The organism is Mycobacterium intermedium (assembly GCF_002086275.1).
GTDB lineage: Bacteria > Actinomycetota > Actinomycetes > Mycobacteriales > Mycobacteriaceae > Mycobacterium > Mycobacterium intermedium.
This window is the reverse complement of the sequence record NZ_MVHT01000087.1, coordinates 16,307-29,562: the sequence shown is the minus strand read 5'-3', so window position 1 is coordinate 29,562 and position 13,256 is coordinate 16,307. Positions and strand designations below refer to the sequence as shown.

General features: G+C 65.3%; 17 protein-coding genes. 7 read left to right on the top strand and 10 right to left on the bottom strand.

From position 1 onward, the window contains the following. Positions 1-56: 56 nt before the first annotated feature. Both bagB and bagA read right to left on the bottom strand, forming a co-directional pair. Complete coding sequence (gene bagB / locus BST27_RS24155) at positions 57-1,217, bottom strand: ATPase BagB (RefSeq protein WP_069418002.1); 1,161 nt, start codon at positions 1,215-1,217, stop codon at positions 57-59. Beyond that, positions 1,214-2,236: an ATPase BagA gene (gene bagA / locus BST27_RS24150; RefSeq protein ID WP_069418003.1), complete on the bottom strand. Its 1,023-nt coding sequence runs from the start codon at positions 2,234-2,236 to the stop codon at positions 1,214-1,216. The genes bagB and bagA overlap by 4 nt, the downstream gene beginning before the upstream one ends. Positions 2,237-2,323: 87 nt before the next feature. Between bagA and sp36 the strand changes: the two genes are divergently transcribed. The 3 genes from sp36 to BST27_RS24140 are packed head-to-tail and all read left to right on the top strand — an operon-like array spanning position 2,324 to position 3,752. After that, positions 2,324-2,485: a Sp36 family protein gene (gene sp36 / locus BST27_RS31670; protein ID WP_011741883.1), complete on the top strand. Its 162-nt coding sequence runs from the start codon at positions 2,324-2,326 to the stop codon at positions 2,483-2,485. Between the two features lie 10 nt (positions 2,486-2,495). Then, positions 2,496-2,951, top strand: a complete 456-nt coding sequence (locus tag BST27_RS24145) for a RidA family protein (protein WP_069418053.1) — start codon at positions 2,496-2,498, stop codon at positions 2,949-2,951. Between the two features lie 9 nt (positions 2,952-2,960). Further along, a complete protein-coding gene (locus BST27_RS24140) occupies positions 2,961-3,752 on the top strand; it encodes an MBL fold metallo-hydrolase (RefSeq protein ID WP_069418004.1) in 792 nt (263 codons plus the stop codon). Between the two features lie 15 nt (positions 3,753-3,767). On the opposite strand, the gene BST27_RS24135 is transcribed toward BST27_RS24140, so the two are convergent. The 6 genes from BST27_RS24135 to BST27_RS24110 form a co-directional block, all read right to left on the bottom strand. Further along, a complete protein-coding gene (locus tag BST27_RS24135; protein WP_069418005.1) occupies positions 3,768-4,253 on the bottom strand; it encodes a GreA/GreB family elongation factor in 486 nt (161 codons plus the stop codon). Beyond that, positions 4,250-4,654 carry a GreA/GreB family elongation factor gene (locus BST27_RS24130; RefSeq protein WP_264000710.1) on the bottom strand — a complete coding sequence of 135 codons (405 nt, stop codon included), beginning with the start codon at positions 4,652-4,654 and terminating at the stop codon, positions 4,250-4,252. The genes BST27_RS24135 and BST27_RS24130 overlap by 4 nt, the downstream gene beginning before the upstream one ends. 184 nt (positions 4,655-4,838) lie before the next feature. Beyond that, positions 4,839-5,465, bottom strand: coding sequence for a DedA family protein (locus tag BST27_RS24125; RefSeq protein WP_069418006.1), 627 nt, complete (start codon positions 5,463-5,465; stop codon positions 4,839-4,841). Between the two features lie 18 nt (positions 5,466-5,483). Next, positions 5,484-6,713: a TerC family protein gene (locus BST27_RS24120; RefSeq protein ID WP_069418007.1), complete on the bottom strand. Its 1,230-nt coding sequence runs from the start codon at positions 6,711-6,713 to the stop codon at positions 5,484-5,486. 286 nt (positions 6,714-6,999) lie between these two features. After that, entirely contained in the window at positions 7,000-7,674 is a 675-nt protein-coding gene (crp, locus tag BST27_RS24115) for a cAMP-activated global transcriptional regulator CRP (protein ID WP_069418008.1), read from the bottom strand. A gap of 104 nt (positions 7,675-7,778) precedes the next feature. Then, positions 7,779-8,168, bottom strand: a complete 390-nt coding sequence (locus BST27_RS24110) for a hypothetical protein (protein WP_069418009.1) — start codon at positions 8,166-8,168, stop codon at positions 7,779-7,781. Between the two features lie 173 nt (positions 8,169-8,341). On the opposite strand from BST27_RS24110, the gene nth reads away from it, so the two are divergent. The 4 genes from nth to marP are packed head-to-tail and all read left to right on the top strand — an operon-like array spanning position 8,342 to position 11,640. After that, a complete protein-coding gene (gene nth, locus BST27_RS24105) occupies positions 8,342-9,022 on the top strand; it encodes an endonuclease III (protein ID WP_069418010.1) in 681 nt (226 codons plus the stop codon). Further along, positions 9,022-9,657 (top strand): TlpA family protein disulfide reductase, encoded by a 636-nt coding sequence (locus tag BST27_RS24100; protein WP_069418054.1) that lies wholly within the window; start codon positions 9,022-9,024, stop codon positions 9,655-9,657. The genes nth and BST27_RS24100 overlap by 1 nt, the downstream gene beginning before the upstream one ends. 19 nt (positions 9,658-9,676) lie before the next feature. Further along, the gene (locus BST27_RS24095; RefSeq protein WP_069418011.1) at positions 9,677-10,441 is read left to right on the top strand and encodes an NUDIX hydrolase; all 765 of its coding nucleotides are present in this window, start codon (positions 9,677-9,679) and stop codon (positions 10,439-10,441) included. A gap of 5 nt (positions 10,442-10,446) precedes the next feature. Further along, positions 10,447-11,640: an acid resistance serine protease MarP gene (gene marP, locus BST27_RS24090; protein WP_139805338.1), complete on the top strand. Its 1,194-nt coding sequence runs from the start codon at positions 10,447-10,449 to the stop codon at positions 11,638-11,640. Here marP and BST27_RS24085 read toward each other — a convergent pair. Continuing rightward, positions 11,633-12,598, bottom strand: coding sequence for an alpha/beta fold hydrolase (locus BST27_RS24085; RefSeq protein WP_069418013.1), 966 nt, complete (start codon positions 12,596-12,598; stop codon positions 11,633-11,635). The genes marP and BST27_RS24085 overlap by 8 nt on opposite strands. Next, complete coding sequence (locus BST27_RS24080; RefSeq protein ID WP_069418014.1) at positions 12,599-13,126, bottom strand: phage holin family protein; 528 nt, start codon at positions 13,124-13,126, stop codon at positions 12,599-12,601. It lies immediately after the preceding gene. Positions 13,127-13,256 lie beyond the last annotated feature (130 nt).

Sequence of the window (13,256 nt, the reverse complement as noted above, 5' to 3'; positions counted from 1 at the left end):
TCAGCCCCTCGCTGCGCGAGCTGCCTCGTCACCGACGCGGCCGATGGGTCGGTTCCTCAGCCCCTCGCTGCGCGAGCGGCCTCGTCACCGACCGAACAGATCTGGTCGCCGAGCGCGCGCAAAGCTTCCAGATCCGAGACGTCGAATGGCAGCGACGGCACTCCGATGACAGGCACATGGGGGTTGGCGCCGGTGAACCGAGACAACAACCGGATCTCCCTCTTTGCCGTCTGTCCGCGCTCGGTGTGAATCCGCAGCACGGCTTCGGTCAGCGCCGCAGCGTCCGAGTCAGGATGCTCGGCCTCGAGCATTTCGGTGGCGTCGATCGCCCGTTCGATCGGCAGAGAGCACAACATCGGGTGGGTGCGGTTCAACACCAGCCCGGCCAACGGCATCGATTCCTGCGTCAGCCGGTCGACGAAAAAGGCTGCTTCCCGCAACGCGTCGGGCTCGGCGGCCGACACCACCACGAACTGGGTGCCGCGACGCTTCAACAGGGCGTAGGTGCGATCGGCCTTTTCGCGGAACCCGCCAAAGGTCGCGTCTAGCGATTGCACGAAAGCAGCTGCGTCGCCGAGCATTTGAGAACCGAGGATGGTCGACATCGCTTTCATCGCCAAACCCATTGCGCCCGTTACCAGTCGGCCAATACCTCGGCCGGGAGCCAACAGCAAACGCCATAGGCGACTGTCCATGAAACTGCCGAGCCGCTTCGGAGCGTCCAAGAAGTCCAGCGCGTTGCGCGACGGTGGCGTGTCCACGACCACCAAGTCCCACCGGTCCTGGGCCAGGAGTTGGCCCAGTTTCTCCATGGCCATGTACTCTTGCGTGCCGGCCAACGATGTGGCGACCGTCTGATAGAACTGGTTGTCCAGAATCGATTGCGCCCGTTCGGGTCCGGAATATTGGACGACCATCTCGTCGAAGGTGCGTCGCATGTCCAGCATCATCGCGTGCAGCTCACCCGGGACCTCTGGCGCCAACGGGACTCGCTGGGGTGTATTGCCAAGATCGTTGACGCCCAACGCTTGTGCAAGACGCTTGGCTGGGTCGATCGTCAATACGACTACGGTGCGCCCATATTCGGCAGCGCGCATGGCCATCGCCGCCGCTGTGGTGGTCTTTCCCACACCGCCGGCGCCGCAGCACACCACCACCCGGTTGGACGTGTCGGCCAAAATCGAGGCCATGTCAAGCGTTTGCGGTGTGACGCTCATCGAACCCCCTGGTGGGCCAACACTTCCGAAAGCTCGTAGAGACTGCCGAGATCGACCCCGTCGGAGATCGTCGGCAACTCCAGCCGCGGCACGTGCAAAGCGTCGAGTTGCTGTGCGGTCTCGGCGCGCGCGCTGATCCGGGTGGCATGCTGGATGGTCTCGGTCAGCAGCCCGGCGAAGTCGTCGTCAGCGAGGGTGATTCCGGACATTTCCAACCCTGCACGCACCGCGTCGGCGTCAATGTCGCCTTCGGCGGCCTTCGCCAGTGCGTCCGGGTCGAGGTAGGCCTCGATATTGCGGTTGACGATCACGCTCCCGATGGGCAGGTCCATGTCGCTCAGTTCTTGGATGGCCTCTAGCGTCTCCTGCACCGGCAATGCCTCGAGCAGCGTCACGAGGTGGATGGCGGTCTGGTCGGAGTGCAGCAACTTGACCACGCCCTCGGCCTGCGAATGCACCGGCCCGCCCTTGGCCAGATCGGACAAGGCTTTGGTGACGTCGAGGAACCGCGTGATCCGGCCGGTCGGCGGCGCGTCCACGACGATCGCGTCGTAGACCGGCAGCTTGTTCTTGTCGACGCGGATTACGGTCTCCTTGATTTTGCCGGTGAGCAGTACGTCGCGCAGACCGGGCGCGATCGTGGTCGCGAACTCGACTGCGCCGACGCGCCGCATCGCCCGACCCGCGATGCCCAGGTTGTAGAACATGTCGAGGTATTCCAGGAACGCCGCTTCGATGTCTATCGCCAGCGCGTTGACCTGCCCGCCGCGTTCAGCGGTCGCGATCTTGATCTCCTCGTAGGGCAGCGGAGGAACATCGAAAAGCTGCGCAATCCCTTGCCGCCCTTCGACTTCGACAAGTAAGACCTTGCGTCCACCCGCTGCCAGCGTCAGCGCCAGCGCGGCCGCAATCGTTGACTTCCCGGTTCCGCCTTTGCCGGTCACGAAATGCAAACGAGCTTTCGACAGTCGCGACGGCCAGCCGACGGAACTACCGCCGCTAGATGTGTTTGCCACCATCGCATGCTAAGCCACCCGTTCCTCATGCCGCCGGGCTGGCCAGAGCTGGCCGCAGAGCTCTCAACCGGAGACCGATAAGCTCGCGTAATGACCCAACCGACGACATGGGAATACGCCACTGTCCCGCTGCTGACGCACGCCACCAAACAGATCCTCGACCAATGGGGTGCCGACGGTTGGGAACTGGTGGCGGTGCTGCCCGGTCCGACCGGTGAACAGCACGTTGCGTACTTGAAGCGTCCGAAATAGGGGCCGGGTGGTGAGCGCTACAGCCCGTCTCAAAGAACTCGGTCTGTCGCTGCCGGAGTTGGCGGCTCCGTTGGCCGCCTACGTGCCGGCAGTGCGCACCGGCAACCTCGTCTTCACCTCCGGCCAGGTGCCGATCGAAGGCGGCAAGCTGGCTGGAACTGGCAAGGTCGGCGCCGACGTCACCCCGGAGGAAGGCAAGGCGTTGGCGCGGATTTGTGCGCTCAACGCGCTGGCTGCGGTGGACGCGTTGGTGGGCCTCGACTCGGTGACCCGGGTGGTCAAGGTTGTCGGATACGTCGCGTCGGCGCCGGGGTTCAACGGCCAGCCGAGCATCATCAACGGGGCGTCCGACTTACTCGCTGACGTCTTCGGCGACAACGGCTCGCACGCGCGTTCTGCGGTCGGCGTGGCCGAGTTGCCGCTCGACGCACCGGTGGAAGTCGAGCTGATCGTCGAGGTCGGCTGACAACCTGCCATGCCTACGACCTCTGGGGCGCTGACGCATCCCGCATACGGTGAGCTGCGACCGGTCACCGAAACCGCCTCGGTGCTGTTGGCGGACAACCCCGGTGTGATGACGCTGGAAGGGACCAACACCTGGGTGCTGCGGGGGCCGCGCAGTGACGAGTTGGTCATCGTTGACCCAGGGCCCGACGACGACGAGCACATCGCGCGCGTTGCGGCCCTGGGCCGCATCGCACTCGTGCTGATCAGCCATCGGCACGTCGACCACACCGACGGGATCGACAAGCTGGTCGAGTTGACCGGGGCAACGGTCCGGTCGGCGGGCAGCGGATTCCTGCGTGGTCTGGGCGGCGAGTTGGTCGACGGTGAGGTGATCGACGCCGCCGGACTGAAAATCAAGGCGATGGCCACCCCTGGTCACACGGCCGACTCGTTTTCCTTCGTGCTCGAGGACGCGGTGCTGACCGCCGACACGGTGCTGGGCCGCGGAACCACCGTGATGGACAAGGAAGACGGCAGCCTGACCGACTACATGGAGTCACTGCACCGGCTGCGCGGGCTCGGCAAGCGGACGGTGTTGCCCGGCCACGGCCCGGACCTACCGGCGTTGGATGCTGTCACAACTGGCTACCTGGCGCACCGGCACGAGCGACTGGAGCAGGTCCGCTCGGCGTTGCGGGAACTCGGTGAGGACGCCACCACGCGCCAAATCGTCGAGCACGTCTACGTCGACGTCGACGAGAAGCTCTGGGATGCCGCGGAGTGGTCCGTGCAGGTGCAGCTCAACTATCTCCGGGCGTGACGCTGCCCGTCGGACTTAGGTCAGGGCGGCCCGGTGTAGCCCGTAGGGCATGCACTCGACGATCGTCACGCCGCACACACCGCCATTGGGCAGTGTGTAGGTGCGTCTTTCCCCAGGGCGAGCACCAAGGATGGCGGCTCCCAGCGGCGACTTGACGGAGTAGACCTCGAGGTCGCCGTGTTCGGCACCCCGCACACCGAGAAGGAAAGTTTCGGTGCCCCCGCTGTGCCCGGCGTCGTTGCCGTCGTCGTAGCGGACCGTCACCACCATCCCGGCCTCGGCGATGCCGTCGTCGGGAGGGTCTTCACCGATGACGGCATCGGTCAACAGGTCGTGAATCTGCTGGATCCTCGCGTGCCGTGCTTTACGCACGAGAACGCTGTTGTCGTCGTCGTCCGCCTGCGGTGCGACGGCGTTCAACGCACGCAGGGTGGCGAGTTCTTGCTGCAGGTTCTGGTAAGCCTGCTGCGAGAGCCACACAGTTTGCGCGTCGTTCTTCATCGTCGACCATCCTTTCGCGATGACGGGTTCCTCGGAGAGCCTGATGTGCCCAGGTGCGCCTGTCGTCGGAGTCGATTGCGGGCCCCGGACCGAAACCTTGACTGGGGCCGTCTGGCCGGGGTACGCGCGTCAGCCAGGGCGTGCAGCAGCGTCACCGGGACGGCGGGGCCGTCGGGCGTCACGACCCTGCGTTGTTCTCCGGCGCGCGCACCGACGATGGCCCGACCGAGGGGCGATCGCAGCGGGTAGAGCTTCCTGTCGGTGTCGCAAGCCCCGTAGCCCCCGAGCTTGAACGTCTCAGTGCGGCCGGTCTCGTCGTAGCGCACGGTGAGGACCATGCCTGGTTCGGCGACGCCGGGGCTCGGACCCTGTTCAGTCCCCGGCTGGCGAGCGCTAGTCATTTCGACCATTCCTTCGGATGCTTGGTGGGAAATCCGTTGTCAACGCCCGCCGTTGGCGGCGGGCGATTTCGGAGTCGACTCCATGGTTGCCCGACTCGGTGCACCAGGGTTTGCCCCAATCGGACAACGAGCTGAGGGCTCTTTGTCACGCCGCGACATGCCGCAGCTGGCGTTGGACGGGGCGCTACAGCTGGGCGGGGCTTTCTGCGCGAGCTTGCTGGGCTCTGGTCTGTCGGCGCATCCGCCGAAATAGTTCAATGCTTCCGCCCAATGCCAGCGCGACGGTGAACGAGACGGCGAACGCCACGAAAGGTCTGTCCTCGAAGGCGTGTCCGCCGACAAAGCCGATCCCTGTGTTCAGCGTCGCCCACAGGACGGAACCGATCGCGTCGAATACGAGAAACGTGCGATAGGGAAAGTCCAGCATGCCGCAGGAGACGGTGGTCGCGGTGCGACCTCCGGGCACGAACCGGGCCACCATCACCAAGGGGCCGCCGTGCCGGTCCAATTCGCGTTGCGCCCACTCCAGCCGGGCTTTGCGCTTTCTCCCGCGGGCGAACCACCGGTGCACCCGCTCATCGGCCGAGTTACCGATCGCATAAGCGAGGTTGTCACCGAGAAATCCACCGATGGCCGCCATCCCGATCACCAAGGCCAGCACCATCGACCCGTCGGCGGCCAAGATTCCTGCCGTCAGCAGCACCGTCTCGCTGGGCAGGACGGGAATCACGGCATCAAAGCCACAAATCGCGAGAACCAGCGGATATTCCCACCATGAGCGGCCGAGCGTGTCGAGCAGCGAGTCAAACATCGCACGCCGCCACGCCGTTCACGCCGTCAGTCCCGTGACCTTGTGCGGTTCGGCCTCGCCGCGCTCGACCGCTTCGTCGTGTTTTGCCGCCGCGCGCTTGAGCAGTTCGTTCAGTGCGTCTTCGTCGCGGACCAGCTTGCGGAATTTCTCGCCGAGGTGATCGATCTGATCGCGTTCTTTGATCAACTTCTTGAAGATGCGTTCGCGCTCTTCCGGATCGTGGGTGTATTCCGAGTCGAGGTAAGCGGTGGCATGCCGCCGTGCGTTGGCGATCGCCATCTTCGCCCTGCCCTTCGGGCTCAGCAATGAGGCCGCCACGGTGACAGCCAGGAAACCGATGATCACGACGAGCGAGAGCGAAGTGCTGATCTCGACTACCGGCACCGACTCGCCGTCGTTGATGAACGGGACATTGTTCTCGTGCAGAGCGTGCAGTATCAGCTTCACGCCGATGAAGCTGAGGATTGCCGCCAATCCGTAGGAGAGGTAGACGAGTCGGTCCAGCAGGCCGTCGAGGAGGAAATAGAGCTGCCTCAGGCCGAGTAACGAGAACGCCGTGGCGGTGAAGACGATGAAGACGTTCTGCGTCAGACCGAAGATGGCCGGGATCGAGTCGAGCGCGAAGAGCACGTCGGTGCCGCCGAGCGACACCATGACCAGCAGCATCGGTGTCATTGCCCGCTTGCCGTCGATCTTGGTGAACAACTTGTCGCCGTCGTAGTGCTCGCTGGTGCGAATGACCTTCTTGGCCATGCGGACCGGGAGATTGTCGGCTTTGCGGGATTCGTCGTCGTCATCCGGCATCAGGACGTGGCCGGCGGTGACCAACAGGATCAGTCCAAATACGTAGAAGACCCACGCGAAAGCGTTGATCAGCGCGGCGCCGAGAAAAATAAAACCGCTACGAGCGATCAGCGCGAAGGCGATCCCGAACAGCAGCACCTTCTGCTGGTCCTCGCGCGGCACCCGGAAGCTGCTCATGATCACCAGGAACACAAAGAGGTTGTCGACGGAGAGCGCCTTCTCGGTGACGTATCCGGCGAAATACTCCGAGCCCGGTTCGATACCCCCGAACATCAATACGCCGACGCCGAAGAGCAAAGCGATGCCGACATAGCCGGCCGACCAGACCGCCGCCTCCCGCAGAGTCGGGACGTGGGCCTTGCGGACATGGAAGAAGAAGTCGAAGGCAAGCAGAGCCACGATGCCGACAACGGTCAGGGCCCACACCCAGTCCGGGACGATCATGGCCTGCCGCACCGCTCTTTCATCGATCTACCTTCTTGACCTCTCCGTACCCGTTCTGCAGCAACAGTAGGCCGCTGGGTAGCAACAACCGGCGAGGAAGTTTGGCGAAATCGGTCCGGTCAGTCCGTGCCGATCAGCGGTGACGGTGTGCAAGCCGTGAGATTGGCGCGACGTCGGAATGACGGGAACTAGCCACACAAGCCGCGTGTTGTGGTCCGCGCGCCCTGGCGGCAGCGCGCGCTTCGGCCGGATTGTCCGACTCCTCCTCGGTCCGCTCCGCGCGCGCTTACCTCGCTCGGCGGGCGAGGCGCTCGGAGTCAGAGATCAGCACACTCTTGCCCTCGAGCCGGATCCAGCCGCGGTGGGCAAAATCGGCGAGCGCCTTGTTCACCGTCTCGCGGGAAGCGCCCACCAGCTGCGCGATCTCCTCTTGAGTCAGGTCGTGCGTCACCCGCATCGCGCCACCCTCCTGGGTGCCGAAACGCTGGGCGAGCTGCAGTAGCTGTTTGGCCACCCGACCGGGGACGTCGGTGAAGATCAAATCAGCCAGGTTGTTATTTGTGCGGCGCAACCGGCGAGCCAGCACCCGCAACAGCTGCTCGGCGATCTCCGGGCGATCGGCGATCCATGCCCGCAGCGCGTCGCGGTCCATCGACACCGCTCGCACCTCGGTGATCGTGGTTGCGCTGGACGTTCGAGGACCTGGGTCGAAGATCGACAGCTCACCGAACATGTCGGACGGGCCCATGATGGTCAGCAGGTTCTCCCGGCCATCCGGTGACCGGCGCCCGATCTTCACCTTTCCCGAAACGATGATGTACAACCGGTCGCCTGGCTCACCCTCGGCGAAAACGGTATGTCCGCGAGGGAAGTCGACTGGCTGCAGTTGCTTCGTCAATGCTGCGACTGCGCCGGGCTCAACCCCTTGGAAGATCCCCGCCCTTGCCAGGATGTCGTCCACGTGTGCCTCTTCTTGCCTCTTCGGGTTCCAACGAATACGGGCAGGTCAACCTGTGACGGCCGACACGACTCTAAACGTAGGCCAATCGCATCGACCTGCCAACGCTACACACGATTGACGTGTCGAGTCGCCGTAAACTGCGAGTTGGCTCGGGAGTGTCTGTGAACCCGAGTTGGCAGGCCGGCTTCGGCCGCTCGCACCAGATCATGCGCGGACAGCGAACCGGCGTGATGCTTCCCCATCGAGGTGGATTGGCCTTCGGTGAGTTCCAGCGCTTGGCGACGATGCAGATAGTCCAGCGCCTCGGGCATGCCCTCCCTGGCCAGCGTGTGTACGTCCACGGCCTCGGCAACCTGCAGAAATTCGGCGACGTCGGTAGCGCTGACGGTGTCGTGGGCCAGCGCCTTCTCCAGCCGCCCGAGCCCGAGCGTCGCCAGCATCAGTAGGCCTGGGATGCAGGCGACCAGCAACCACAACACAGATCGAGTAAACATGGCCAAGGTCTCAGACAGATTACGAAATCAGTACTCTGTCGTAGGTGACAGCGGCAAAGTCGTCTGGGCGCTCAAAAGCGAAACCGGTCAAGCCCGGCCCCGGCCTCGCCACAAAACACGCCAAGCGTTTCGCCGAGGAAACCCGGACGGGGTTGGTACGACGTGCGCGTCGGATGAATCGCACACTGGCGCAGGCCTTCCCGCACGTCTACTGCGAGCTCGACTTCACTAACCCGCTCGAGCTTGCGGTGGCGACCATCCTTTCGGCGCAAAGCACCGACAAACGAGTGAATCTGACGACTCCGGCGTTGTTCAAGAAATACACAACGGCGCTGGATTACGCGCAGGCTGATCGGACGGAGTTGGAGGCATTGATCCGCCCGACCGGCTTCTACCGCAACAAGGCCAACGCGCTCATCGGATTGGGCCAGGCCCTGGTAGAGCGGTTCGACGGCGAGGTGCCGGCCACCATGGAGGAGCTGGTAACGCTGCCCGGGGTGGGGCGCAAAACCGCCAACGTCATCCTGGGAAATGCTTTCGGCATTCCTGGCATCACCGTCGACACACACTTCGGCAGGTTGGTGCGACGCTGGGGCTGGACGGCCGAAGAGGACCCGGTCAAGGTGGAACACGCCGTCGGCGAACTCATCGAGCGAAAAGAATGGACGCTGCTCAGCCACCGTGTGATCTTTCACGGGCGCCGCGTGTGTCACGCCCGCAAACCCGCATGCGGTGTGTGCGTGCTTGCCAAAGACTGTCCTTCCTACGGGCTGGGGCCCACTGAACCGTTGCTGGCCGCGCCGCTGGTGCAGGGTCCGGAAACCGAGCATCTGCTGGCCATGGCCGGGTTGTGATATCGCGGCTTTCCGGGACGACCCGCTGGACCATCGCGATTCTGCTTGTGGTCGCGGCCCTGATTGCCGCGTTGGCCACTCAACTCAACGACTCAGCACCCGGCACCAGCCAGTCGCCCGGTCGGCGGGAACATCGCCACGCCGACACGCCGGAGGCGCTGGCCGGCCCGCGGGCGCGCGCGGATCTGCCGCCCTGCCCGGCCGCGGGTGATGGGCCTGACGTGGCGGCACTGCGCAGTGTGGTGGTGGAATGCGCGGGCGACGGCACCCCCGTCGACGTCTCCCGTGCGCTGGCAGGAAGACGGGTGATCATCAACTTGTGGGCCTATTGGTGTGCGCCATGCACTGCGGAATTGCCCGCGATGGCCGAGTATCAACGACGAGTCGGATCCGAAGTGTTGGTGGTGACGGTGCATCAGGATGAGAACGAGACGGCGGCGTTACTGCGCCTGGCCGATCTCGGCGTGCGGCTGCCTACCCTGCAGGATGGCCGCCGCCTGGTAGCCGGGGCCTTGCGCGTACCGAACGTGATGCCAGCGACGGTAGTTTTGCGTCCGGACGGTAGCGTGGCCCAGACCCTTCCGCGTGCTTTCGGCAGCGCCGACGAGATCGCGGCCGTGGTCGGAAGCACGTGAGCACCGAGGGAGGGAGCCGGTGGGTTTAGCGGTTTCCCTGAAGCCTGACGTCGGTCCGGCGTGGCTGCGCCCGCTCGTCGACAACGTCGATCAGATGCCCGATGCGTTTCGGCGACGGCTGCCCGCCGATGTGCTGGCCATGGTGACAGCCGCCCGTGCTACCGCCAAGCTGCGCCGCGACGAACGGGAAGCCGCCGTTTTGGTGCTGTTCTCGGGCCCGCCGGACGCGCCCGCCGACGGCGGTGTTCCCGACGACGCCGATCTCCTGTTGACCGTCCGGGCATCCACGCTGCGTCACCACGCCGGTCAGGCCGCCTTCCCCGGCGGTGCCTCCGATCCCGAGGACGACGGGCCCGTCGCCACCGCGCTGCGCGAGGCGCACGAGGAAACGGGCATCGATATCTCCCGCCTGCACCCGTTGGCCACCATGGAACGCACCTTCATCGCGCCGTCCAGGTTCCACGTCGTGCCGGTCCTGGCCTATTCGCCGGATCCGGGGCCGGTGACCGTCATCAACGAGGCCGAGACGGCGATCGTGGCACGCGTCCCGGTGCGAGCGTTCATCAATCCGGCCAACCGGCTGACGGTTTACCGCAGCGCGCTGGGCCGGCGCTGGGCCGGACCGGCGTTTCTGTTGAACCAGATGTTGGTCTGGGGCTTCACTGGCCAGGTGATCTCTGCGGTGCTCGACGTCGCGGGTTGGGCGCAACCCTGGGACACCGACGACATCCGGGAGTTGGACGAGGCGTTGGCGCTGGTGGGGAAGCAGGGCGGGGCGCGATGAACTCGATGACACCGTCGCAGTGGCTGGACATCGCTGTGCTGGCGGTCGCGTTCATCGCGGCGATCTCAGGCTGGCGATCCGGCGCCTTGGGCTCCCTGCTGTCGTTCGTCGGGGTGCTGCTCGGGGCGGTCGCGGGGGTGCTGCTGGCCCCGCACATCGTCAGCCACATCGCCGCACCGCGTGCCAAGTTGTTCGCCGCGTTGTTCCTGATCCTGGCGCTGGTGGTGGTCGGTGAAGTTGCCGGTGTGGTGCTCGGACGGGCGGTTCGTGGGGCGATCCGCAACCGGCCGGTGCGCACGATCGACTCGGTGATCGGCGTCGCGGTGCAACTGCTGGTGGTGTTGACCGCCGCCTGGTTGTTGGCGACACCGCTGACCCAGTCGAAGGACCAACCCGAGTTGGCCGCCGCAGTCCGGGGATCGAGGGTGCTTGCCCAGGTCAACGAAGTCGCGCCGCCTTGGCTGAAGACGGTGCCCAAGCGTCTGTCGGCACTGTTGGACACCTCTGGCCTGCCCGCGGTGCTCGAGCCGTTCAGTCGCACGCCGGTGATTCCGGTTGCCTCACCAGATCCGGCACTGGCCAACAACCCGGTCGTGGCGTCGGTCGCGCCGAGCGTCGTCAAGGTGCGCAGTCTCGCGCCAAGCTGCCAGAAGGTGCTGGAGGGCAGCGGCTTCGTCATCGCGCCCAATCGGATCATGACCAACGCGCACGTCGTCGCCGGCTCCGACACCGTGCAGGTGTATGTCGGCGGCAAGCGTCTCGATGCCACGGTGGTGTCTTACGACCCCCGGGTCGATATCGCGATCCTTGCCGTTCCGGATCTGGAGGCGCCCCCGCTGATCTTCGCCGAGACCGAGGCGAAGTCGGGTGCCAGCGTCGTGGTGCTCGGCTACCCGGGCGGCGGCAACTTCACGGCGACGCCGGCCAGAATTCGCGAGGCCATCAAGCTCAGCGGGCCTGACATCTACCGGAACCCGCAGCCCGTCACCCGCGACGTGTACACCATCCGGGCCACCGTGGAACAAGGCGATTCGGGCGGACCACTGATCAATCTCAACGGTGAGGTCTTGGGCGTGGTGTTCGGCGCCGCCGTCGATGACGCGGACACCGGCTTCGTGTTGACGGCCAGTGAGGTGGCCGCACAGCGCGAGAAGATGGATGCCACCCAAAAGGTCGACACCGGCACCTGCGTCAGCTGAGCGGGTGGACCTGCTTGAAGAACCGCATCAGGTGGCGGTTGACCTCGTGCGGCGCCTCTTCGTGGCCGAAATGTCCCGCGTTGCCGATGGAGATGTAGCGGCCATGCGGGGCGTATCGCTGGCTGTGCTCGACCGCGCCGGCCAGCACATACGGGTCGGCGTCGCCGCGCAGGTGCAGCACGGGAACACCGAGTTGCTGAATCATCGATCGCATGAATCGCCGACCTTCACCGCGCAACTGGCTGCGCACCGCCCAGCGCTGATACTCCAGCGCGCAGTGGGCGGCTCCGGGAATTTGGATCGCCCGCCGCAGATGGCCGATCGACTGCGCGAAGTCTTCCGAGGCGACCCACTTGGCCGAGCTGCGGCTACGAACCAGGCGCTCGATCTCCTCCCCGTCGCGCCTGGTCAATAGCCGTTCCGGCCAAAGCGGCATCTGGTAGCGCAACAAGGTCGGCAGCAGCGCGCGGCTCTGATCTCGGCGGGTCAGCGTGGAGCGGCGCAGCGCGGCCGGGTGCGGCGCGCTGATCAGTGCGATGGCGCGCACCAGCCGAGAATGCAGCAACGCGGTGGTCCAGCAGGCCAGCCCGCCGTCGGCGTGGCCGACAAGTGTGGCCGACTGGTGCCCGAGCGCGCGGATCAGCCCGGCGGTGTCACCGGCCAGCGTCCAGCCGTCGTAGCCGCGCGGCGGTTTGTCGCTGCCGCCGTAGCCGCGCAGGTCAACCGCAACCACCCGGGCGTCCGACAGTCCCCGCAACTGATGGCGCCACGACCACCAGAACGAGCCGAAACCGTGCAGCAGGATGACCAACGGCCGCGCCGTGGCCGGGGTAAGGGCCGTAGTCGGATCCGAGTCAGCCAGCGCTTCGACGACGTGGAACCGAATGCCGTTGGCGTGCACGTCCAAGTGCCGCCATGGCCCGTCGATGCGGGTGATCGACGGATCTGGTGGCGGCATTTACCAACCCGACGGGTCGGTGGTCTTGTTGGTCGTGGGCGCGTCGGAGTTTTCCGATGCGATGGCCTTGGGCTTGTCATGACCGCCCGGGGTGAACGCCTCGCGCGCCTCTTTGACCGATTCAATGGTCTGCTGCGGGCCGCGGATACGGCGTACCTTCAGGTAGCCGAACAGTGCCAGCACTGCGGTGACCACGACCATGATCAAGAACACGATCAGGAATGCCACCCAGCGCCAGAGCCAGCTGTCGAGCAATTCGGCGAGGAAAAAGAAGAAAAAGAACGTGGAGTAGAACAGCACCACCAGCGCCGAGATGAAGAAGATGCTGCCGGTCAAGCCCTTTTTGACATCGCGCGTGATTTCGGCGCGGGCGAGTTCGACCTCGGCCCGTACCAAGGTCGACATCTGCGTTGTCGCATCCTTGATCAGGTCACCGATCGACGGGTCGGCGGACCTGGCGTGTGGGTCGGCCAACGGGATCGTGGTCAGCGTGCTGGGCACACTGTTGGTGCGATCGGCTTTGCTCACAGACGGTCCTCTCGGTTTCACTGCGCGGCGGTTCGCAGGCGTCGCGGTTTATGTTGCCATGCGCGACGATGCCGTTCGAGGCCAGCCGAGAGCCGGGGAAGGGGCCAAATCGGCCCTGAAATTGACGCTA